The organism is Pelagerythrobacter marinus, assembly GCF_034375205.1.
Classification (GTDB): Bacteria; Pseudomonadota; Alphaproteobacteria; order Sphingomonadales; family Sphingomonadaceae; genus Pelagerythrobacter; species Pelagerythrobacter marinus.
In genome coordinates, this window is record NZ_CP139719.1 from 2562855 (window position 1) to 2584035 (window position 21181).

The window sequence follows — 21181 nt, forward strand, 5'->3', positions numbered from 1 at the left end:
CCGCGTCGTTGGCGCGATGTTTACAGGTTCGGCGCGATATACCACCAGGCAATTCGTGCCGCCGCCCGCTGCGGGCTGGCACGCGGCGCAGCGCGCGGCTAGGTTCGCGCGGTGAAAGGAAGGACGATCTGCGATGACCGGTGACAAGACGGCCGGTGCCGAGGCGGGGGCCGCGACGCCGCGCATCCTCCTCGTCGTCGGCGGGGGCATTGCCGCCTACAAGGCGTGCGAACTCGTCCGCCTGATCCGCAAGGGCGGGGGCGCGGTCACTTGCGTCGTGACCGAGGGCGGGCAGCAGTTCGTCACCCCGATGACGCTCGCCGCCCTGTCGGAAAACCCCGTCTATACCACGCTGTGGGATCTCAGGAACGAGGCCGAGATGGGCCATATCCAGCTCAGCCGCGAGGCCGACCTGGTCGTGGTCTGCCCGGCCAGCGCCGACCTGCTGGCGAAAATGGCCGCCGGGATCGCCGACGACCTGGCGACGACGCTGATCCTCGCGACCGACAAGCCGGTCATGGCGGTGCCGGCGATGAACGTGCGCATGTGGCAGCACGCGGCGACGCAGCGCAACGTCGCCTGGCTGCGCCAGAGCGGGGTCGAGGTGCTCGAACCCGACGAAGGGCCGATGGCCTGCGGCGAATATGGCCCCGGCCGCCTGCCGGAGCCGGAGGCGATCGATGCCGCGATCCGCGCGCGCCTGGCCGGAGGCGGCGGGGCGGACCTCCTTTCCGGACAGCCCGATTTCGATGCCGCGCCCGACCACCGCCCGCTCTACGGCCGCCACGTCCTGGTGACCGCCGGGCCGACGCACGAGCCGATCGACCCGGTCCGCTACATCGCCAACCGGTCGAGCGGGAAACAGGGCTTCGCCATTGCCGCCGCCGCGGCGGAGGCCGGCGCGCGGGTGACGCTGGTGGCCGGCCCGGTCGCGCTGGACACGCCGCACGGGGTCGACCGGATCGACGTCGAATCCGCGCGCGAGATGGCAAGCGCGGTCGATGGCGCCCTGCCCGCCGACGTCGCGATCATGGTCGCCGCCGTCGCCGACTGGCGCACGCGCGACGTCGCCGGGCAGAAGATGAAGAAGGCCCGCACCGGCCTGCCCGATCTGGCGCTGACCGAGAACCCCGACATCCTCGCCGGCCTTGCCGCCGGGAAGACGCGGCCCGGGCTCCTGATCGGCTTCGCGGCCGAGACCGAGGACGTGGTCGCCAACGCGCGCGCCAAGCGCGAGCGCAAGGGCGCCGACTGGATCGTCGCCAACGACGTTTCGGGCGACCGCGGCGAAAGCGTGATGGGGGGCGATCACAACCGCGCCCACATCGTCACCGCGCAAGGGGTCGAGACGCTCGAACGCATGGCCAAGACGGATCTCGCGCGCACGCTGGTCGCGCGCATTGCCAGCCACCTGGAGACGGTTGAAACCGAATGACCGATACGATCCCCGTGAAGATCAAGCGCCTGCCCCATGGCGAAGGGCTCGACCTGCCGCGCTACGCCACGCAGGGGGCGGCGGGGATGGACGTCGTCGCCGCCGAGGACGTGACCCTGCCCCCCGGCGCGCGCCACGCGGTCGCGACCGGGCTCGCGCTGGCGATTCCGCCGGGCTACGAGATCCAGGTCCGCCCGCGCTCGGGCCTCGCGCTCAAGCACGGGATCTCGGTCCCCAATGCGCCGGGCACGATCGATTCGGACTATCGCGGCGAGCTGAAGGTCATCCTGGTCAACCACGGCAGCGAGGCTTTCGCGATCGCGCGCGGCGAGCGCGTGGCCCAGCTCGTGCTCGCCCCCGTGACCCGCGCCGGGTGGGAAGAAGTCGACGACCTCGACGAGACCGCGCGCGGCGCGGGCGGCTTCGGCTCGACCGGGGGGCACGCCGCGCTCGCCTGACATCGCCGGACGAAGGGGCCACGGGGCACGAAAAAGGCGGACCCGCTCGCGCAGGCCCGCCCCTTCGGTGATCGCGGATGCCGCCGCCTGCGGTCAGTCGATCGCGCGGATCGTCTTCTCGCCTTCCGGCTTGATCGAGATGCGCACCGTCTCGCCCGAGTTGCCGGGGAAATCGGTGAACATGGCATCGACCAGGTTGGGCACCAGGTACTGCAGCCGGTTGGAGGTCGAGACCGCTTCCGCCTTGCCTTCGAACAGGCGGGTGCCGTCGGCCGCGCGGTCGATCTTCAGGTCGATCCCGCTGGTATAGACGGTGTAACTGCGCACGTCGCGCCCGCCGAACCACGGATCGTAGAAGCCATAGCCCCACGACCGGGCGGGGACATAGGCCACGCGGTAGCCGTGCGGCGTGCGGACATAGACCGGGCGGCGCGAGAAACCGTACCACGGATCGTAGAACGGATCGCGATAGCCGGGGGTCGAGCGGACCCGCTCGCGCCCGTTGTCGACGCCGTAGTCGAAGCGGACCAGCAGCGTCGCGTCTTCGGGCGCGGCCTGGCTATAGCCGAGGCGCGCCATCTCGGCCTCGACGTAGTCGGCATATTGCGCGAACTCGAGCCCGCCGGCGAGCGCCGGGTCGTCGGCCACGACCGCGAACGTCTGGCCCTGCGGGGCGGGCAATTGCGACTGGAAGCGCGAAACGTCGGCCTTGAACGGCGTGGCGCAGGCGGCCAGCCCGGCGAGCAGCAGCGGCACCGCCGCCAGCCTGATTGCGCGACCCCAGTTTTTCTTGTGGGTGTTCATCGTGTTATCCCCTTTGGAAACAGCAACGCATAGCGCGTCCCGTCCCTCACACCGGTGCACGCTGTCATCGATGGGGCGTGTTGTAAAGCCGGCGGGCTGAACGTGGATTGAATGTCCGCCGGGCCAAAGCGACTGAATAATAACGATTTGTTGGTCCGCCCCCGCGCAGCCCCCCAACGCGTTACTGCGCCCGCTACTGCGCCCGCTACCCGCGCACCAGGCCCAGCGCGCGATAGGCCGCCTCCAGCGTCGGCGCGGCCCGTTCGCGCGCCCGCGCCGCGCCCCGGGCGAGGATCGCGTCGAGCGCCTCGCGGTCTTCCAGCAGGCCGCGAAAGCGCGCGGTGATCGGCGCGATCGCTTCGACCATCAGCTCGGCCAGCGCGGGCTTGAACGCACCGAAGCCCTGCCCGCCGAACCGCGCGAGGACCGCATCGACCGTCTCGCCCGACAGCGCGCCGTAGATCGCGACGAGGTTCTGCGCCTCGGGCCGCTCGGCCAGGCCGGCCGCCTCGGACGGCAGCGGCTCGGGATCGGTCTTCGCCTTCTTGATCTTCTTCACGATCGTGTCGGCATCGTCGGTCAGGTTGATGCGCGCCATGTCCGACGGGTCGGACTTGCTCATCTTGCGGCTGCCGTCGCGCAGGCTCATGATCCGCGCCGCCTCGGGCGGGGTGATCGGTTCGGGCAGGGTGAAGACCGGCGCGTCCTCGCTGGCGAAATCGTTGTTGAACTTCTGCGCCACGTCGCGCGCCAGCTCCAGGTGCTGTTTCTGGTCCTCACCCACGGGCACGTGCGTCGTCTGGTACAGCAGGACGTCGGCCGCCTGGAGCACGGGATAAGTGAACAGCGCGGCGCTGGCGCCTTCGCGGTTCTTCCCGCTCTTGTCCTTGAACTGCGTCATCCGGTTCAGCCAGCCCATCCGCGCGGTGCCGTTCAGCAGCCATTGCAGCTCCGCATGGGCGGGGACCTGGGCCTGGTTGAACAGGACCGAGCGATCCGGGTCGATCCCGCAGGCGACCAGCGCGGCGACCATCTCCAGCGTCGCGCGGTGCAGCGCGGCGGGCTCGTGCAGCATCGAGATCGCGTGCAGGTCGGCCAGGAAGAACAGGCATTCGCCGCCTTCGGCCAGTTCGTCCTGCATCCGCACCCAGTTGCGGATCGCCCCGAGGTAATTTCCGAGATGGAGATTGCCGGTGGGCTGGATGCCGGAAACGATGCGCATGACGATCCTGTCGCTGGGGGCGCTGGCCCCGGGGTTGGAATGAACCGGCGCTTCCGGCCCCGGCCGCCCGATGTCAACCCTCGCGGCGCATCAGGCGCGTCACCGTCGCCCGGTCGAGCACGCCCAGCACGGCCGCCAGCGCGAAATAGATCGCGGCCCCGGTCGCCACCAGCGCGGCGATCGCCGCCACCCGTTCGAGCACGCTGCCCGCGTAGTACGGCGCGCCGTAGGGCATGAGGTACCACAGCGCCGCGCCCATCAGCGCGGCCGCCAGCGCGATCCGCGCGATCCGCCCCACCACGCGCAGGGTCAGGCGGAAGCGGTCGCCGCGCGCGAGCAGCAGGTAAAGCAGGGCGACATTGGTCCAGGCCCCGATCGACCCGGCCAGGGCCAGCCCGACGACGCCCAGCCGCGGCACGAGCAGGAAGTTGAGCGCGACGTTGAGCACGAGCGCGGCGAGCGCGGTATAGACCGGCGTGCGCGTGTCCTTGCGCGCGAAGTAATTGGGCACCAGCACCTTGATCAGGACATAGGCGGGCAGGCCGACGACGAGCGCCGAGGTGACAGCGCCGGTCGCCATCGCGTCGGACAGGGTGAAGGCCCCGCCGGTATAGAACGCGCGGGTGAACGCGCTGCCGGTGACGAACAGCGCGACCGCGGCGGGCACGGTCAGCAGCATGGCCAGCTCGATCGCGTTCGATTGCAGGCGCCGGGCCGCGTCGTGATCCTCGCTGGCGATATGGCGCGACAGCGCCGGCAGGACCGCGGTGCCGAGCGCGATCCCGATGATCCCCAGCGGCAGCTGGTTCAGCCGGTCGCCCATGGCGAGGAAGGTATAGGCCCCGTCGGGCAGGGTGGCGAGGAAGAACAGGTCGATGAAGCGGCTGATCTGGTACACCCCCGCGCCGAACACGGCAGGCAGGATCAGCACGCCCAGTTCCTTCACCCCGCCGGTAAGGCGCGGGCGGCGCAGCCGCATCCGAAAGCCCGAACGGTGCGCCCAGACCCAGAGCCACAGGAGCTGGAGCAGGCCCGAAACGGTGACCGCGATGGCCAGGAGCTCGCCGGTCGCGCGCCGCGCGGCGACCCCGTCGCCCAGGGTCATGCCCACGACCAGCGCCGCGATCAGGCAGATGTTGAGCAGGATCGGCGCGGCCGCCGCGGCCGCGAAGCGCGACAGCGAGTTGAGCACCGCGGCGAACAGCGTCGCCAGGCTCATGAAGGCGAGATAGGGGAAGGCGATCCGCGCCATCAGCACGGCGAGGTCGAACAGCTCGGGATCGCTTTCGATCCCCTCGTTCGCGAAGAGGCCGGCGATCCATGGCATCGCGATCAGCGCCAGCGCGCCGAACACGATCAGCACCGGGATCAGGAAGGCGAGCACTTCCTCGGCGAAACGGCGTGCCTCGGACAAGTCGTCGCGCCCGGCCATGCGCCGGTTGAACAGCGGCACGAAGGCGCTGGCGAAGGCGCCTTCGGCAAACAGGCGGCGGAAGATATTGGGCAGCTGGAACGCCAGCTGCCAGGCGTCGCCCACCCCGCCCGCGCCGAGCACGCGCGCGAGCAGCATGTCGCGCACGAAGCCGAACAGCCGGCTGACCATCGTCAGCCCGCCGATCGTCCCGACGTTCCTGAGCAGGCTCATGCCGGGGTCCGCCCGGGGGCCGGCCGTGGCCGCCGGCTCAGGCTTCGCCGGCTGGCTGGCCGGCCGCCGCCGCCTCTTCCGCCTTCTTGGCCTGGAGGCGCTGGAGATAGAGGCCGTTGAAATCGATCGGGTCGATCACCAGCGGCTGCTGCCCGGCATCGCGGCTGGCGTCGGCGACGATCCGGCGGGCGAAGGGGAACAGCAGGCGCGGCGCCTCGGCATAGAGGAAGGCGTGGGCCTGGTCCTCGGGCAGGTTGCGCATCCCCACGAGGCCGCAATAGGCGACCTCGACCAGGAAGGCATTGCCCTGTTCGGCCTTGGCCGTGGCGTTGATCTTCAGTTCGACCTCGTGGACTTCGCCGTCGATCTGGCGCGCGGCGATGTTGAACTGGACATCGACCTGCGGCGCGTCCTTCCACTGGAACGAGGCCGGCGCGTTGGGCACTTCGACCGACATGTCCTTCACATACTGGGTGATGATCCCGGCTGCGGGCTGATTGTCCGCGCCGTTGGGTGCGGGATCGAGGTCGAGATCGGTAAGCACGTCGCCTTCGTCGGCCATGATGGATACGCTTTCGTCGAGAGGTGAATTGACATCCCCGCGCAGCGGCGGGCCCGGCCGCGCGCCTAGCACCCCGGGCCCCGGCCCGCAACTCGCGGCGCGCCGCTGCGACGACGCGGCCCGCAGGCGCGGCATCACGCGTTGTTCATTTGTATTTTGGCACTATCTAGGGCACGATTGGATCGGGCGCGGCCCCCTGGCCGCCCCGCAAGGCAAACGGACAGCAATTTGTGATCTACGAAATCGTCATCCTCGCCATGATCGCGGCCTTCCTCGGCATGCGGCTCTATTCGGTTCTCGGCCGCCGGGCCGAGCACGAGGAGGAAGCGATTCCGACCCGCTTCGACAAGGCGAAACGCGAACCGACCGCCCAGGCCGCGCCGGTCCCGCGCCAGGCCAACCCCGTGCCGCGCGCCGCCGGGGTCGTCCCCGCGGTCGAACGCGGGGTGCAGGAAATCGCCGCGGCGGACCGCACGTTCGATCTCATGGCCTTCCTCGAAGGGGCCAAGGGCGCCTACGCGATGATCCTCGAAGCGTTCTGGAACGGCGATCGCGAAACGCTGAAGGAACTGTGCGACGCGGATGTCTATGCCGGGTTCGATGCCGCCATCACCGCGCGCGAGGAAGCGGGCGAAACGCTCGACAACCGCCTGATCCGGATCGAGGATACGAGCGTGCACAGCGCCCACCTGGAAGGGCGGCAGGCGCGCATCGCGGTGCTGTTCGTGGCCGATATCGCCGCGGTCACCCGCGACCGCGAAGGCAACGTCGTTGCCGGCTCGCTCGACGACGCGATCGAGAGCCGCGACATCTGGACTTTCAGCCGCAACGTCGATTCGGCCGATCCGAACTGGCTGCTCGACGAAACCGACGAGGGCTGACGCCGGGCAGAAGGGGGCACGGGGCATGCGCCGCTGGGGGATACTGGCCGCGCTGGCGGCCCTGCTGACAAGCTGCACGATCGTACCGGGGGGCGACCGCGTCCCGCGGCCCGTGGGCCCGCCGGTCGCCCCGCCGACCAGCGTGACCAGCGCGGCCTTTGCCGGCGTGCGCGCCGGCCCGGCGGTCGAAACGCTGGGCCTGCGGCAGGACGATGCCGGCATGGCGCTGGCCGCCTTCCTCGAAAGCTGTCCGCGCCTGCTCGGCCACCGCGACGCCAGCGGGCTGACCTACCCCGAAGACTGGCGCCCGGCCTGCGAGGCGGCGCGCACCTGGCCTTACGACCGCGGGGCGGCGTTCTTCGCCCGCTTCTTCGAAACCGCGCGGGTCGGCGACGGGGCGGCTTTCGCCACCGGCTATTTCGAACCGGAAATCCGCGGCAGCCGGGTCCGCCGGCCGGGATACGACGTGCCGGTCTACGGCCTGCCCGACGATCTCGTGCGCGCCTGGCCCGACGACGTGCCCGAAAGCGAGCGCGAAGGGCGCCCGCCGCTGGGCCGCTACGACGAAAGCGGCCGCTTCGTGCTCTACCATGATCGCGCCGCGATCGAGGCCGGGGCCCTGGCCGGGCGCGGGCTGGAGATCGCGTGGGCGGCCGACCCGGTCGAGTTCTTCTTCCTCCAGATCCAGGGTTCGGGCCGCCTGCGCGGGCCCGACGGCGACGTGATGCGGATCGGCTATGCCGGGCAGAACGGCCGCGAATATGTCGGCATCGGCCGGGTCATGCGCGAGCGCGGGCTGATCGGCGACGGTCCGGGCCAGTATCCCGGCTCGATGCAGGGGATCATGGCCTATATCCGCGAAAACCCGCGGGAAGGCCGCGAGCTGATGCAGCTCAACAAGAGCTGGGTCTTCTTCCGCGAGCTGACCGGCGACGGGCCGCTCGGTTCGATCGGGGTGCCGGTGCGGCGCGAAAGCTCGGTCGCGGTCGATCCCTCGTTCGTGCCCTACGGCGCGCCGGTCTGGCTGGAGCTCGACCGGCCAGAGGCGAACGGCCTGTGGGTCGCGCAGGACACCGGCGGCGCGATCAAGGGGCCGAACCGGTTCGACACGTTCTGGGGCGCGGGCGAAGAAGCGCGCCGGATCGCCGGGGGGATGAGCGCGCGCGGCCAGGCCCTGATCCTGCTGCCCAAGGGCGCGGTGGCCCGGATCGACGCCTCGCGCCGCGACCGATGAGCGCCCCGCGGGGCCTGACGCCGGAGGAACGCGCCGCCTGGGAACGCCTCGCCGCGACGGTCACCCCGCTGCGCCCGGCGCCGCCGCCGAACTCACCGCCTGCCCCGCCCGCCGGGGCTCGGGGCGAACCGCGGACCGGGAAAGGCGTCGCGGCCGGTCGGGACAAGGCCAGGGGCGCGGCTCCCCCCGTCCCTGCCCGCACCCTGCCCCGGCCCACGCCGGCGGCAAGGACGAGCATGGCCGCGAGCGCCCCGCGCACCGCGCCCGCGCCGCCCGGTGCGGACCGGGAGGCGGGCCTCGATTCGCACTGGGACCGGCGTTTTCGCGCAGGGTCCATCGCGCCCGATTTCACGCTCGACCTGCACGGCCACACGCTCGACAGCGCCCACGCCCGGCTCGATGACGGGCTGATGCAGGCCAAGGCGATGGGCGCGCGGGTCGTCCTGCTGATCGCGGGCCGCCCGCGCCCGGTCGATGCCGCCGACCGCGGCAGCCGGCGCGGGGCGATCCGGGCCAAGGTGCTCGACTGGCTCGCCGCCGGACCGCACGGCACCGATATCGCCGCGATACGAAAAGCGCACCGTCGCCACGGGGGCGAGGGTGCGCTCTACCTGGTGCTCAAGCGGCGGCGGTGACGCCGGGTGGTGGTAACCCCGGGCGGGGTCAGGCCGCCTCGGCCACTTCGGCCGGCTCGGTCCGGATCAGGTAATCGAACGCGCTCAGCGCCGCCTTCGACCCTTCGCCCATCGCGATCACGATCTGCTTGTAAGGCACCGTCGTGCAGTCGCCCGCGGCGAACACGCCGGGCAGGTCGGTCGCGGCATTGCCGTCGATCGCGATCTCGCCGAACTTGCTCAGCCCCAGGCCGCTGTCCTTCAGCCATTCTGTATTGGGGACGAGGCCGATCTGGACGAACACGCCTTCCAGCTCCACCCGGTGCTCCTCGCCGCTCGCGCGGTCCTTGTAGACCAGGCCGTCGACCCGGCCGTTCGCGCCGGTGATCTCGGTCGTCTGGGCATTGGTCAGCACGGTGACGTTGGACAGGCTGTGCAGCTTGGCCTGCAGCACCTCGTCGGCGCGCAGCTTCGTATCGAATTCGATCAGCGTCACGTGGCCGACGATCTTGGCCAGGTCGATCGCCGCCTCGACGCCCGAATTGCCGCCGCCGATCACCGCGATCGGCTTGCCCTTGAACAGCGGGCCGTCGCAGTGCGGGCAATAGGCCACGCCCTTGTTGCGATATTCCGCCTCCCCCGGCACGCCGAGGTTGCGCCAGCGCGCCCCGGTGGCGAGGATCAGCGCGCGCGTTTTCAGCGACGCGCCATTGGCGAAGACCACTTCGTGCATCCCGCCCGGTTCGCTGGCGGGGATCAGCTTTTCGGCCTGGAGCCGGTCCATCAGGTCGATCTCGTATTCGCCGACGTGGCTTTCGAGCTGCGCGGCGAGCTTCGGCCCCTCGGTATAGGTCGTTCCGGTCAGGTTCTCGATCCCCAGCGTGTCGTGCAGTTGCCCGCCGAACCGTTCGGCCGCGATGCCGGTGGCGAAGCCCTTGCGCGCGGTATAGATCGCGGCCGAGGCGCCCGCCGGGCCGCCGCCGACGACGAGCACGTCGAACGGTTCCTTTTCCGCCAGCTTCGCCGCCTGGCGCTCGCCCGCCCCGCTGTCGAGCCGCGCGAGGATGTCGTCCACGTTCATCTTGCCGTTGAAGAACGGCTCGCCGTTGAGGAACGTCGCGGGCACCGCCATCACGTCGCGCGCGTCCACCTCGTCCTTGAACGTGCCGCCTTCGATCAGGGTCGCGGTGATCCGCGAATTGGTCAGCGCCATCAGCGTCAGCGCCTGCACCACGTCGGGGCAGTTGTGGCACGAGAGCGAGAAATACATCTCGAAGTTGTAATCCCCCTCCAGCCGGGTGATCGCCTCCAGCGTTTCGGGATCGACCTTGGGCGGATGGCCGCCGGCCCAGAGCAGCGCGAGCACCAGCGAGGTGAACTCGTGCCCCATCGGCAGGCCGGCGAAGCGAACCCACTTTTCCGCGTCCGAAGCGCGGCGGATGATGAAGCTCGGCCGGCGATCGTCGGTGCCGTCGAAGCTGACGGAAACCAGGTCGTGCAGGCCCGCGATCTCGGTCAGGAGGGCGCGCGTCTCTTCCGATTTTGCGTCGTCGCCCAGCGAGGCGACAAGCTCGATCGGCTCGCGCAGGTTGGCGAGGTATTGCTTGAGCTGTTGCTGCATTGCCGTGTCGAGCATGGCGAAACTCCTGGTCGTGGATGGCCCGGCCGCGCGCGGCGGCGCAATGCGCCGCGCCGCGGGCGAAGCGCGGATGCCGGCCGGCGCCCGCGTGCAGGGTTGGCAAAAGGGGGAAGGCCCGGGGCGCTCAGGGGGAGAGGGGGGAACGGGCCCCGGGCCTTCGGAGCAACCCGGGCCCGAAGGCCCGGGTTCCTGCAAGTCAGTGCCGGATCAGATCTTGCCGACGAGGTCGAGCGAGGGGGCCAGCGTGTCGCTGCCTTCTTCCCACGCCGCGGGGCAGACCTGGCCCGGGTTCTCGCGAACGTACTGCGCCGCCTTGATCTTGCGGGTCAGTTCGTTGGCATTGCGGCCCACGCCTTCGCAGGTGATTTCCATGATCTGGATCACGCCGTCGGGATCGACCACGAAGGTCGCACGGTCGGCCAGGCCCGCGCCTTCGCGCAGCACGCCGAAGTTGTTGGCGAGGATGTGGTTCTGGTCGCCGAGGAAGGCGAATTCGAGCTTGTTGATCTTCTCCGACGTGTCGTGCCAGGCCTTGTGGCTGAAGTGCGTGTCGGTGCTGACGGCATAGACGTCGACGCCCATGCTCTGCAGCATCGCGTACTTTTCACCCAGGTCTTCCAGCTCGGTCGGGCAGACGAAGGTGAAATCCGCCGGATAGAAGAAGAAGACCGACCACTTGCCCTCGAGATCCTTCTCGGAAACCTCGAAGAAGTCCTTGCCCTTCTGGAAGGCCGTGGCGGTGAACGGCTTGATCGTGCTTCCGATGATACCCATGCGTGTGGTTCCTCTTTCTTGCAGGTGTGAAACTCGAAGCCCCAGATAGTGGCTACCGCGATGCACAAAAGCGTTTTTGTGCGATAGCTAACATCGAAATTTTCGATCAATCGGCCGAAACGATCGAAAACCGCGAATGCGGCCGCGAAACCCGCGTGTCAGCCGGCGGAACGCAGCATTGCCAGCACCGCCGCGGTCAGCGGATTGGCCGGGTCCGCCAGCAGTTTCACCGTCAGCGCCAGCGACACGACGATCAGCAGCGGGCGCGCGATTCCCGCACCCCAGCGGATCGCGCCCCAGGCGCCGACTTGCGCCCCGGCGACATTGGCCGCCGCCATCGCCAGCCCCAGCATCCACAGCACGTGCCCGCCCGCCACCAGCACCGCCAGCCCGGCGAGGTTGCTGGCGAAATTGAGCAGCTTGGCATGGGCCACCGCGCGCAGGACGCCGAGGCCGAAGACCGCCATCAGCGCGGTGGTGAAGAACGATCCCGTCCCGGGGCCGAAGAACCCGTCGTACCAGCCGATTCCCATGGCCGTGCCGAACAGCGCCGCCGGCCCGGCCCGCGTATGGCGGTCTTCCTCCGCGCCGCGCCGCGCGAGCGCGAAATAGATCGCCATCGCGACCAGCAGGATCGGCAGGAACCCTTCGAGGAAGCCCGGATCGATCCGGGTCAGGACAAAGGCGCCGCCCGCCGCCCCGGCGAAGGCGGCAACGGTCGGCCAGGCGAAACGCCGCAGGTCCACCAGCCCCTTGCGCGCATAGGCGATCACCGCGCCGCCGGTGCCGAAGGCCGATTGCAGCTTGTTGGTCGCGAGCGCCTGGACCGGCGGCACGCCGGCCGCCATCAGCGCGGGAATGGTAATCAGCCCGCCGCCCCCGGCGACGGCATCGATCATGCCCGCCAGGAACGCCGCCAGCGCCAGCAGCGCGACGATATCCGCCCCCAGTTCCACCGCGCCGGTCAGCCGGCGCCCGCGGCGCCGCGTCGCGCGCGCATCAGCCGCCCCCGCATCAGCCGCCCCCGCATCAGCCGCATTGGGCGCGGTGCAGCAACTTGTGGTCCGCCAGGACCAGCGCCATCATCGCCGCGACCACCGGCGCGCCGCGAATGCCGACGCAGGGATCGTGGCGGCCCCGGGTCCGCACTTGCGTCGCCTCCCCCGACCGGGTGATCGAATCGACCGGGGTCAGGATCGAGCTGGTCGGCTTGAACGCCACCCGGCACACGACCGGCTGCCCGGTCGATATCCCGCCCGCGATCCCGCCCGCGTGGTTGGCCGCGAATTGCGGCCCGTCGTCCGCCCGGCCCGGGGCGGCGGGCCGCATCGGATCGGCATTGTCTTCGCCGCGCAGGGCGGCGGCGGCGAACCCGTCGCCGATCTCGACCCCCTTGACCGCGTTGATGCCCATCATCGCCCCCGCGAGATCGGCGTCGAGCTTGGCATAGACCGGCGCGCCCCATCCCGCCGGCACCCCGGTGGCGACGCATTCGACCACCGCGCCGAGGCTCGACCCCTCCTTGCGCGCCGCGTCCACCAGCCCTTCCCACCGCCGGGCCGCCTGCGGATCGGGGCAGAAGAACGGGTTGTCGCCGATGGTCGCCAAGTCGATCGCCGCGCGCTCGATCCGGTCCTCGCCCACCTGGACGACGTAGGCGTGGATCGTCGTTTCGGGCACGATCAGCCGCGCCACGGCGCCGGCCGCGACCCGCGCGGCGGTTTCGCGCGCGCTCGACCGGCCGCCGCCGCGATAGTCGCGAAAGCCGTATTTCGCGTCGTAGGCATAATCGGCATGGCCGGGGCGATAGCGATCGGCGATCTCGGAATAGTCCTTCGATCGCTGATCGGTGTTCACGATCATCAGGCTGATCGGGGTGCCGGTGGTCTTCCCCTCGAACACGCCCGACAGGATCCGGACCGCGTCCGCCTCCTGCCGCTGGGTGGTGAACTTGCTCTGCCCCGGGCGGCGTGCGTCGAGGAAAGGCTGGATCGCCTGCTCGTCCAGCGCCAGGCCCGGCGGGCACCCGTCCACCACCGCGCCCAGCGCGGGCCCGTGGCTTTCGCCCCAGGTCGTCATGCGCAGGGCGCGTCCGAAGGTGTTCCAGCTCATGGCCGTGCCTTCTGTCCGATGGCGCGGGGGCTGTCCACTTCACCTTTGCTGCGGCCGTGCGAAGAACCGTTTTCCTACAGGGGCCGGGCCGTGCCATGATCGGCCTCGCCATGCCGCCTCGCCCCGCCCCCTTCCCAGCGCCCAGGCCTGCCGTTCAGGACGTGCTGCGCCGCGCCGAAAGTTTTGGTCCAGGACAGTGTAACACGCGGTCCAAGTCTCCGATTTCCGCCCCCTTGCGGACAAGTGCGCGCGGCGGCTGGCCAAACCGCGCGCGCTCGGGCAGGAACAAACCATGATTGCGAAACTGCGGGGCCTGCTCGACGAAACCGGCACGGACTGGGCGGTGATCGACGTCGCGGGCGTCGGCTACCTCGTGCACTGTTCGTCCAAGACGCTCGCCGCGCTGGGCGAGACCGGGGAAGCCTGCACCGTCTATACCGACCTGCAGGTGAGCGAGAACGACATGCGCCTGCTCGGCTTCGCCGAGGCGGGCGAACGCGACTGGTTCCGCCTGCTGACCCAGGTGCAGGGCGTGGGCAGCAAGGTCGCGCTGGCGATCCTCTCCACCCTCTCGCCGGGCGAACTGCGGGCCGCCTGCTCGGGCGGCGACGCGGCGATGGTGGCGCGCGCGCAAGGCGTGGGGCCGAAGCTGGCCGGGCGGATCGTCAACGAGCTGAAGGACAAGGCCGGCGCCCTGCCCGGCGGTGGCATCGCGGGCGCCGCCATCGGCGCGGCGGCCCCGGCGGGCGGCGCCAGCGCCGATGCCGTCTCGGCGCTCGAGAACCTCGGCTTCAAGCCCGCCGTCGCCGCCCGCGCCGTCGCCGCCGCGCAAGGCGAGCTGGGCGAAGACGCGAGCGAAAGCGACCTGATCCGCGTCGCGCTGAAACGGGCGGCGGGATAGTGCTTCACTCTCTCCCCCGTCATCCTGAACTCGTTTCAGGATCCATTGCGCCCCCCGCGCAAAGCCGGCGGCTCGAAGCCGAGTCCCACCGCCAGGTCCGCCCAATGCGGGTTGTCCCGCTCGATCAGGTTGATCTTCCACTGCCGGTGCCAGCGTTTGAGCTGCCTCTCGCGCAGGATCGCCCCTTCCATGTCGCCGAACATTTCGTAGCGAACGAGCCGGTGGACCCGGTATCGCTTCGTGAATCCGCCCATGATTCCTTCGCGGTGCTGCTAGAGCCGCTGTATCAGATCGCTGGTGACGCCGATGTAGAGGGTGCCGTAACGACCGCTGGCGAGGACGTAGACGCAGGGGTTGCGCTCGAACGGCATGGGGCGGAGGGTGCCGGGAGATGGATGCTGAAACAAGTTCAGCATGACGGATCGAGTCGGAAATGGATCGGGTTCCCTCCCTGTCGCCCTGAACTTGTTTCAGCGTCCATTTAGCGTCTAGCGCTACACCGGCATGACCGATCCCGTCCCCCTCCACACCCCCGATCGCCAGCCGGAAGACCCGGACGCGGCCCTGCGGCCGAAGTCGCTGGACGAGTTCGTCGGGCAGGAGGCCGCGCGCGGGAACCTCAAGGTCTTCATCGAAAGCGCGAAGTCGCGCGGCGAGGCGATGGACCACGTGCTGTTCTTCGGCCCGCCGGGGCTGGGCAAGACCACGCTGGCGCAGATCGTGGCCAAGGAACTGGGCGTGGGCTTTCGCGCCACGTCGGGCCCGGTGATCGCCAAGGCGGGCGATCTGGCCGCGCTGCTGACCAACCTCGAGCCGCACGATGTCCTGTTCATCGACGAGATCCACCGGCTGAACCCGGTGGTCGAGGAAGTGCTCTACCCCGCGATGGAAGATCGCGCGCTCGACCTGATCATCGGCGAGGGGCCCTCCGCCCGCAGCGTGCGGATCGACCTGCCGCCCTTCACCCTGGTCGGCGCGACCACTCGCCAGGGCCTGCTGACGACGCCGCTGCGCGACCGTTTCGGCATCCCGGTGCGGCTGAACTTCTACACCCACGAGGAACTGGACCGGGTCGTCACCCGCGGTGCGCGCCTGCTGGGAATGGACATCGACGCCGCCGGCGCGCGCGAGATCGCCCGGCGCAGCCGCGGCACCCCCCGCGTCGCCGGGCGGCTGCTGCGCCGGGTGCGCGACTTCGCGCATGTCGCCGGCGGGGGCACGGTCACGCGCACGGTGGCCGACGAGGCCCTGACCCGGCTCGAGATCGACCGCCTCGGCCTCGACGCGATGGATCGCCGCTACCTGGCCATGATCGCGACGACCTATCGCGGCGGGCCGGTGGGGGTCGAAACGCTCGCCGCGGGCCTTTCCGAACCGCGCGACACGGTGGAGGAAGTGATCGAGCCCTACCTGATCCAGCTGGGCCTGGTGGCGCGCACGGCGCGCGGCCGGTGCCTGAACGAATCGGGCTGGCAACACCTCGAAATGGCGCCACCCAAGGGCGCGCAATCGGGTTTGTTCGACGGAAATCCCTAACGCGGCGGAAAGGATTCGCCCGGTTTCCGACCCATCGCGGGACAAGTCTGGCCGACAGCGCGCAAGCGGCCGGTTTTTTCCCGTTTTGGCGCGCCGGCGATGGTTAATTCCATTGCCCTCGCCCCCCGCATGGGCCTTCCTGAAGGCAGAGGGACCAGCCGGGATGCCGAACCCGTCGGCCTTGGCGCTCCCCGCGATGCAATGAAGAGAGCTTGCCCATGTCGGTAAAAATGGCCCTGGCGAAATTGTCCGCGACTGCCGCGGGCGGTGTCCTGCTGGCAGGCGGCGCGGTCCACGTGGCCGAAATGCCGATCACCGATAAACCGTCGTACAAGTCGGACAAGGGGAAGACCGCGCCGGTCCGCTACGTCAAGCAGGCGCCGAAGAAGGTTGCCAAGCGCACCGTCCCCAAGGAAAACAAGCGCAAGCGCCGGATCGTGCGCCGCACGGTCGAATGTGTGCCGGCCGGCCCGATGGGCCCCGGCGCCGCGCCGGCCGCGCCGGTCACCGCCTACGGCGATGCCTATGCCGAGGAATGCCCCCCGATCTACCAGGTCGCGATGGCGCCGGTGCCCCTGCCCCCCGCCCCGCCCGTTTCGGGCGGCAGCAGCGGCGGGGTCACGGTGATCGGCGGCAGCGGCGGTTTCGGCGGCTTCGGCGGCGGGTTCTTCGGCGGCAGCGGCGGCAGCAGCGGCAGCGTCGTCGTCACCTCGACCTCGTCGGGTGGGTCGACCTCGACCTCGGGTGGCTCGACCTCGACGTCCACCGGCGGAAGCTCGACCTCCACCTCGACCGGGGGCAGCTCGACCTCGACGTCGACCGGCGGCATCACCTCGACGACCTCGTCCTCGACCGGCGGCGTCACCTCGACCACCTCGACTTCGACCTCCACCGGCGGCGTGACCTCGACCACCTCGACTTCGGGCAACGTCTCGACCAGCACGTCCACCTCGGGCAACGTGACCAGCAGCACGAGCACCAGCAGCTCGACCAGTTCGTCCACCAGCTCGAGCACGAGCAGTTCGACCAGCTCCTCGACGTCCAGCTCGACCTCGAGCTCGAGCAACGGCAGCACCAGCGGCACCCAGGTGCCCGCGCCGCCGATGACGATCCTGTTCGGCCTCGCCGCCGCGGCGGTGCTCGGCCGCAAGAAACTGCGCCTCGTCAGGGGCGCCTAGAAGCACACTCCCACGCTTCGAACTCGCAAGAAGGGCGGCCCCCCGCTTGAGGGAGCCGCCCTTTTTCGCACCTCGGCCCGGCCCCGGTCCGGCCGGCGGCGCGGGCAAGGCCCGGCGCCGGCGCGGCGGGTAAGGCCGGCGATCAGGCCGCCAGCTTGCGCAGGACGTAGTGGAGGATGCCGCCGTTGCGGTAGTATTCCATCTCGTTCGCAGTATCGATCCGGCACTTGGCGGTGAAGGTGAAGCTTTCCCCGTTGGCGCGGGTCACGTCGACTTCGACGTCCTGGCCCGGCTTCAGGTCGGCCAGGCCGCGGATCGAGAAGCTGTCGTCGCCGGTAAGGCCGAGCGTCTCGCGCGTGTCGCCTTCGCGGAACTGCAGCGGCAGGACGCCCATGCCGACGAGGTTGGAACGGTGGATGCGTTCGAAGCTCTCGACGATCACCGCGCGCACGCCCAGCAGGATCGTGCCCTTGGCCGCCCAGTCGCGGCTGGAGCCGGTGCCGTATTCCTTGCCGGCGACGACGACCAGCGGCGTGCCGTTGGCCTTGTGCTTCATCGCCGCGTCGTAGATCGGCATTTGCTCGCCCTCGAAGGTGGTGAAGCCCCCTTCGACGCCCGGCACCATCTCGTTGCGGATGCGGATATTGGCGAACGTGCCACGCATCATCACTTCATGGTTGCCGCGGCGCGAGCCGTAGGAATTGAAGTCCGCCTTGGCGACCTGGTTTTCCAGCAGGTACTTGCCCGCCGGGCTGTCTTCCTTGATCGAGCCGGCCGGGCTGATGTGATCGGTGGTGACGCTGTCGCCCAGGATCGCCAGCGGCTTGGCCTCGACGATGTCGGTCACCGGGGCCGGCGTCATGTCCATCCCTTCGAAATAGGGCGGGTTGGCGACGTAAGTGCTGCCCGGGCGCCACTGGTAGGTGTCCGAACCGGTCACGTCGATCGCCTGCCAGTGCGCGTCGCCCTTGTAGACGTCGGCATAGCGCGCTTCGAACATGCCCCGGTCGATCGCGCCCGAGCGGATTTCGGCCACTTCGTCGTTGGAGGGCCAGATGTCCTTCAGGAACACGTCGTTCCCGTCGTTGTCGGTGCCGATCGGGGTCGTCGTGATATCCTCGGTCACCGTGCCCTTGAGCGCGTAGGCGACCACCAGCGGCGGGCTGGCGAGGAAGTTCGCGCGCACGTCGGGGCTGACGCGCCCTTCGAAGTTGCGGTTGCCCGAAAGAACGCTGGCGGCGACGATGTCGTTGCCGTTGATCGCCTGGCTGATCGGCGGGGCGAGCGGCCCCGAGTTGCCGATGCAGGTCGTGCAGCCATAGCCGACGAGGTCGAAGCCGATCGCGTCGAGGTGGTCCTGCAGGCCCGCCTTCTCCAGGTAATCGGTGACGACCTGCGAACCGGGGGCGAGGCTGGTCTTGACCCACGGCTTGGGCTTCAGCCCCTTCTCGTGCGCCTTCTTGGCCACCAGGCCCGCGGCGATCAGCACGTCGGGGTTGCTGGTGTTGGTGCAGCTGGTGATCGCCGCGATCACGACGTCGCCGTCGCCGATGTCGTGGTCCTTGCCCTCGACCTCGACCCGTTCCGGCTCGCTCTTGCCGTAAAGCTTCTCGAGGTCCGAATTGAACAGCTCGTCCACTTCGGGGAGGATGACCTTGTCCTGCGGACGCTTGGGCCCGGCCAGGCTGGGGACGACGGCGCCGATGTCGAGCTCCAGCGTCTTGGTGAAGACCGGCTCGTTGTCAGGTTCGAACCACATGCCCTGTTCGCGGCTATAGGCCTCGACCAGCGCGATCGTGTCTTCGCTGCGGCCGGTCAGGCGCATGTAGTCGAGCGTCTTCTCGTCGATCCCGAAGAAGCCGCAGGTCGCGCCGTATTCGGGGGCCATGTTGGCGATCGTCGCGCGGTCGGCCAGGCTCAGCGTCGAGACGCCGGGGCCGTAGAACTCGACGAAGCGGCCGACCACGCCGACTTCGCGCAGCATCTGCACGCAGGTGAGCACCAGGTCGGTCGCGGTCACGCCCTCGGCCAGCGAACCGGTCAGCTTGAAGCCGACGACTTCGGGGATCAGCATCGAGACCGGCTGGCCCAGCATCGCGGCCTCCGCCTCGATCCCGCCGACGCCCCAGCCCAGCACGCCGAGGCCGTTGATCATCGTCGTGTGGCTGTCGGTGCCGACGCAGGTATCGGGATAGGCGACCAGCTGGCCATCCTCGTCCTCGCTCGCCCAGACGCCCTGGGCGATATGCTCCAGGTTGACCTGGTGGCAGATGCCGGTGCCCGGCGGCACGGCGGAAAAGTTCTTGAAGCTCTTCGATCCCCACTTGAGGAAGTCGTAGCGTTCGGCATTGCGCTGGTATTCCAGCTCGACGTTCTTCTCGAACGCCTTGGGATGGCCGAACTCGTCGACCATGACCGAGTGGTCGATCACCAGGTTGACCGGGACCTGCGGGTTGATCTTGGCCGTGTCGCCGCCGAGCTGGGCGATCGCGTCGCGCATCGCGGCAAGGTCCACCACGCAGGGCACGCCGGTGAAATCCTGCAGCAGCACGCGCGCCGGGCGGTACTGGATTTCCTGGCCGGTCGCCGGGTTCTTCTGCCAGTCGGCGATCGCCTGGACATGTTCCTTGCCGACGGTGAAGCCTTCGTCCTCGAAGCGGAGCATGTTCTCGAGCAGGACCTTGAGCGAGAACGGCAGCCGCGAGACGTCGCCGACGTGTTCGGCCGCCTTGGCGAACGAGTAATAGGCGTAGTCCTTGCCGTTGACGGTGAGCGTGGAGCGGGTTCCGAGCGTGTCCTTGCCGACCTGGGTCATGCTGTGCGTCGTCCTTTCATGGGTAGCGACCGCCGCGTTGCGCCCCGGCGGAGAGTCGCGATGTGTCGCGGCAACTGCGCGTTCGCGCGCGTTGCGTCAAGGGCACACACCGGAACCGCAGCCGCGCGCAATGCATTAATTGCACGAAAACCAACGACATTCATGCCATTATCGCAATCCCGCGCCATATCCGGGCGCGATACGGGGGAAACAGGTGAAACAGCACGAAGAGCCGAAATCGGGACTGACGCGGATCGCGCGCCTGGCGATAGCTGCCGGCGCGCTGCTGGTCGTCGCGTGTTTCGGGGCGGCCTGGAACTTTTCCGGCGGCCCGGCCGAGGCCGCGGAGGAAACCGCGCCGGAGCGCTAGAGCGCGCTTTGCTCCGGCCGCCGCCGGGCCGCGATCCAGCAACCGATCACGATCAGCGTGGCGCCGGCCACCGTGCCGGGCCCCAGCCCTTCGCGGAAGAACAGCCACCCGAACAGCGCCGCCCACAGGAAGGCGCTGTATTCGACCGGAACGAGGATCTGCGCCTGCGCGCGGGCATAGGCCCAGGCAAGGAGGATCGCCGCCCCGGTGGCAAGCACCGCGGCCGCGGCGATATCGCGCCACGCCTCGCCCCCCGGCACCGCAAAGAGCAGCGGAGCCAGCGGCAGGAGGGCGATCGCGACGATCCCGTTCTGGAAGCTGGCCACTTCCAGCGGCGCGGCGACCAGCGCCTGTTCGCGCTGGATCACCAGGTTCCAGGCATAGAGCAGGGTCGAGAACCCCATCGCCCCGAGCCCGAGCGCGGTGTCGCGATCGAGCGCCTGGCTGCCCAGCTTGCCCCCGATGATAACGATCACCCCGGCCAGCCCCAGCAGGGCCGCGACGACCGCGCGGCGCTCGATCGTCTCGCCGAGCAGGATCGCGGCGAGGTAGAGCGCGATCAGCGGGGCGACGAACGACAGCGCGATCGCATCGGCCATGGGCAGGCGCACGAGCGCGAAGAAGAACGAAAGCGCCATTAAGGCGACCACGATCCCGCGCTTGACGTGGATCCGCAGAACGGCGGCGCGCGGCCAGCGCCCGCCCAGCGCGATCCAGGCCGGGGCGACGATCGCCAGCCCGATCGCGCTGCGCAGGATCAGCGCGCTATAGGCGCCGGTAACGATCGCGGCCGATTTCATGAACGCGTCCATCGCCGCGAACAGGCCGATGCCGATCGCGGTCGCGAACACGGGCAGGAGGCGATGGTCCGATGCCACCGTCGCGCCATAGGGGCGGCGCCCCGCCGCGTCACGCGGCTTCGCAGTTCAGCGCCCAGTCAGCCGCGATGCTTGAAGCGCGTCGCGCAATGGGGCAGATTTGCCCCGCACCAGCCGGGCGAT

General features: G+C 69.7%; 19 protein-coding genes and 1 pseudogene. 8 read left to right on the plus strand and 12 right to left on the minus strand.

The features are described 5' to 3' along the window. Positions 1-133 precede the first annotated feature (133 nt). Positions 134-1435, plus strand: coding sequence for a bifunctional phosphopantothenoylcysteine decarboxylase/phosphopantothenate--cysteine ligase CoaBC (coaBC, locus tag T8T98_RS12615; protein ID WP_251104895.1), 1302 nt, complete (start codon positions 134-136; stop codon positions 1433-1435). Beyond that, positions 1432-1893, plus strand: a complete 462-nt coding sequence (gene dut / locus T8T98_RS12620) for a dUTP diphosphatase (RefSeq protein ID WP_251104894.1) — start codon at positions 1432-1434, stop codon at positions 1891-1893. Before coaBC ends, dut begins: the two co-directional genes overlap by 4 nt. Before the next feature lie 93 nt (positions 1894-1986). Here the strand turns inward: dut and T8T98_RS12625 are convergent, their stop codons facing one another. The 4 genes from T8T98_RS12625 to secB all read right to left on the minus strand — a co-directional run bounded on the left by T8T98_RS12625 (position 1987) and on the right by secB (position 6126). Continuing rightward, on the minus strand, positions 1987-2697 hold the full coding sequence (locus tag T8T98_RS12625) for a DUF4136 domain-containing protein (RefSeq protein ID WP_160734499.1): 711 nt from the start codon (positions 2695-2697) through the stop codon (positions 1987-1989). Between the two features lie 205 nt (positions 2698-2902). Further along, entirely contained in the window at positions 2903-3919 is a 1017-nt protein-coding gene (gene trpS, locus T8T98_RS12630; protein ID WP_251104893.1) for a tryptophan--tRNA ligase, read from the minus strand. Positions 3920-3992: 73 nt separating this feature from the next. Further along, a complete protein-coding gene (gene murJ / locus T8T98_RS12635; protein ID WP_251104892.1) occupies positions 3993-5564 on the minus strand; it encodes a murein biosynthesis integral membrane protein MurJ in 1572 nt (523 codons plus the stop codon). A 37-nt stretch (positions 5565-5601) separates the two neighbouring features. Next, positions 5602-6126 carry a protein-export chaperone SecB gene (secB, locus tag T8T98_RS12640; RefSeq protein WP_160734496.1) on the minus strand — a complete coding sequence of 175 codons (525 nt, stop codon included), beginning with the start codon at positions 6124-6126 and terminating at the stop codon, positions 5602-5604. Positions 6127-6356: 230 nt separating this feature from the next. On the opposite strand from secB, the gene T8T98_RS12645 reads away from it, so the two are divergent. The 3 genes from T8T98_RS12645 (at position 6357) to T8T98_RS12655 (ending at position 8876) form a co-directional block, all read left to right on the plus strand. Continuing rightward, a complete protein-coding gene (locus tag T8T98_RS12645) occupies positions 6357-7007 on the plus strand; it encodes a Tim44/TimA family putative adaptor protein (protein WP_251104891.1) in 651 nt (216 codons plus the stop codon). Positions 7008-7032: 25 nt separating this feature from the next. Then, complete coding sequence (mltA, locus tag T8T98_RS12650; RefSeq protein WP_251104890.1) at positions 7033-8241, plus strand: murein transglycosylase A; 1209 nt, start codon at positions 7033-7035, stop codon at positions 8239-8241. 236 nt (positions 8242-8477) lie between these two features. Continuing rightward, on the plus strand, positions 8478-8876 hold the full coding sequence (locus T8T98_RS12655; protein ID WP_322295685.1) for a Smr/MutS family protein: 399 nt from the start codon (positions 8478-8480) through the stop codon (positions 8874-8876). A 28-nt stretch (positions 8877-8904) separates the two neighbouring features. On the opposite strand, the gene ahpF is transcribed toward T8T98_RS12655, so the two are convergent. The 4 genes from ahpF to aroC all read right to left on the minus strand — a co-directional run bounded on the left by ahpF (position 8905) and on the right by aroC (position 13380). Further along, a complete protein-coding gene (ahpF, locus tag T8T98_RS12660; RefSeq protein WP_251104888.1) occupies positions 8905-10491 on the minus strand; it encodes an alkyl hydroperoxide reductase subunit F in 1587 nt (528 codons plus the stop codon). A gap of 210 nt (positions 10492-10701) precedes the next feature. Next, positions 10702-11268, minus strand: a complete 567-nt coding sequence (gene ahpC / locus T8T98_RS12665; protein WP_160734492.1) for an alkyl hydroperoxide reductase subunit C — start codon at positions 11266-11268, stop codon at positions 10702-10704. Between the two features lie 158 nt (positions 11269-11426). Further along, on the minus strand, positions 11427-12224 hold the full coding sequence (locus tag T8T98_RS12670; protein WP_160734491.1) for a TSUP family transporter: 798 nt from the start codon (positions 12222-12224) through the stop codon (positions 11427-11429). 73 nt (positions 12225-12297) lie between these two features. Beyond that, positions 12298-13380, minus strand: a complete 1083-nt coding sequence (aroC, locus tag T8T98_RS12675; RefSeq protein WP_322295686.1) for a chorismate synthase — start codon at positions 13378-13380, stop codon at positions 12298-12300. A gap of 292 nt (positions 13381-13672) precedes the next feature. Between aroC and ruvA the strand changes: the two genes are divergently transcribed. Further along, a complete protein-coding gene (ruvA, locus tag T8T98_RS12680) occupies positions 13673-14281 on the plus strand; it encodes a Holliday junction branch migration protein RuvA (protein WP_251104886.1) in 609 nt (202 codons plus the stop codon). Between the two features lie 35 nt (positions 14282-14316). Here ruvA and T8T98_RS12685 read toward each other — a convergent pair. Further along, a pseudogene (locus T8T98_RS12685) lies at positions 14317-14697 on the minus strand (GIY-YIG nuclease family protein). Between the two features lie 88 nt (positions 14698-14785). On the opposite strand from T8T98_RS12685, the gene ruvB reads away from it, so the two are divergent. Continuing rightward, entirely contained in the window at positions 14786-15817 is a 1032-nt protein-coding gene (gene ruvB / locus T8T98_RS12690) for a Holliday junction branch migration DNA helicase RuvB (RefSeq protein ID WP_251104885.1), read from the plus strand. Positions 15818-16364: 547 nt separating this feature from the next. On the opposite strand, the gene T8T98_RS12695 is transcribed toward ruvB, so the two are convergent. Both T8T98_RS12695 and acnA read right to left on the minus strand, forming a co-directional pair. Then, a complete protein-coding gene (locus T8T98_RS12695) occupies positions 16365-16967 on the minus strand; it encodes a hypothetical protein (protein ID WP_322295687.1) in 603 nt (200 codons plus the stop codon). A gap of 170 nt (positions 16968-17137) precedes the next feature. After that, positions 17138-19810 (minus strand): aconitate hydratase AcnA, encoded by a 2673-nt coding sequence (acnA, locus tag T8T98_RS12700; RefSeq protein ID WP_251104883.1) that lies wholly within the window; start codon positions 19808-19810, stop codon positions 17138-17140. A gap of 214 nt (positions 19811-20024) precedes the next feature. On the opposite strand from acnA, the gene T8T98_RS12705 reads away from it, so the two are divergent. Beyond that, positions 20025-20180 (plus strand): hypothetical protein, encoded by a 156-nt coding sequence (locus tag T8T98_RS12705; RefSeq protein WP_251104882.1) that lies wholly within the window; start codon positions 20025-20027, stop codon positions 20178-20180. Here T8T98_RS12705 and T8T98_RS12710 read toward each other — a convergent pair. Then, on the minus strand, positions 20177-21058 hold the full coding sequence (locus tag T8T98_RS12710; RefSeq protein ID WP_251104881.1) for a DMT family transporter: 882 nt from the start codon (positions 21056-21058) through the stop codon (positions 20177-20179). The two genes, T8T98_RS12705 and T8T98_RS12710, sit on opposite strands and share 4 nt — an antisense overlap. Positions 21059-21181: the final 123 nt, after the last annotated feature.

What these genes read in the sequence shown, in the direction of transcription:
- aroC (WP_322295686.1), bottom strand. Translation starts at nt 13,380, where the DNA reads ATGAGCTGGAACACCTTCGGACGCGCCCTGCGCATGACGACCTGGGGC.
- trpS (WP_251104893.1), bottom strand. Translation starts at nt 3,919, where the DNA reads ATGCGCATCGTTTCCGGCATCCAGCCCACCGGCAATCTCCATCTCGGA.
- ahpC (WP_160734492.1), bottom strand. Translation starts at nt 11,268, where the DNA reads ATGGGTATCATCGGAAGCACGATCAAGCCGTTCACCGCCACGGCCTTC.
- ruvA (WP_251104886.1), top strand. Translation starts at nt 13,673, where the DNA reads ATGATTGCGAAACTGCGGGGCCTGCTCGACGAAACCGGCACGGACTGG.
- dut (WP_251104894.1), top strand. Translation starts at nt 1,432, where the DNA reads ATGACCGATACGATCCCCGTGAAGATCAAGCGCCTGCCCCATGGCGAA.
- T8T98_RS12655 (WP_322295685.1), top strand. Translation starts at nt 8,478, where the DNA reads ATGGCCGCGAGCGCCCCGCGCACCGCGCCCGCGCCGCCCGGTGCGGAC.
- acnA (WP_251104883.1), bottom strand. Translation starts at nt 19,810, where the DNA reads ATGACCCAGGTCGGCAAGGACACGCTCGGAACCCGCTCCACGCTCACC.
- T8T98_RS12625 (WP_160734499.1), bottom strand. Translation starts at nt 2,697, where the DNA reads ATGAACACCCACAAGAAAAACTGGGGTCGCGCAATCAGGCTGGCGGCG.
- ahpF (WP_251104888.1), bottom strand. Translation starts at nt 10,491, where the DNA reads ATGCTCGACACGGCAATGCAGCAACAGCTCAAGCAATACCTCGCCAAC.
- secB (WP_160734496.1), bottom strand. Translation starts at nt 6,126, where the DNA reads ATGGCCGACGAAGGCGACGTGCTTACCGATCTCGACCTCGATCCCGCA.
- coaBC (WP_251104895.1), top strand. Translation starts at nt 134, where the DNA reads ATGACCGGTGACAAGACGGCCGGTGCCGAGGCGGGGGCCGCGACGCCG.
- murJ (WP_251104892.1), bottom strand. Translation starts at nt 5,564, where the DNA reads ATGAGCCTGCTCAGGAACGTCGGGACGATCGGCGGGCTGACGATGGTC.
- mltA (WP_251104890.1), top strand. Translation starts at nt 7,033, where the DNA reads ATGCGCCGCTGGGGGATACTGGCCGCGCTGGCGGCCCTGCTGACAAGC.
- ruvB (WP_251104885.1), top strand. Translation starts at nt 14,786, where the DNA reads ATGACCGATCCCGTCCCCCTCCACACCCCCGATCGCCAGCCGGAAGAC.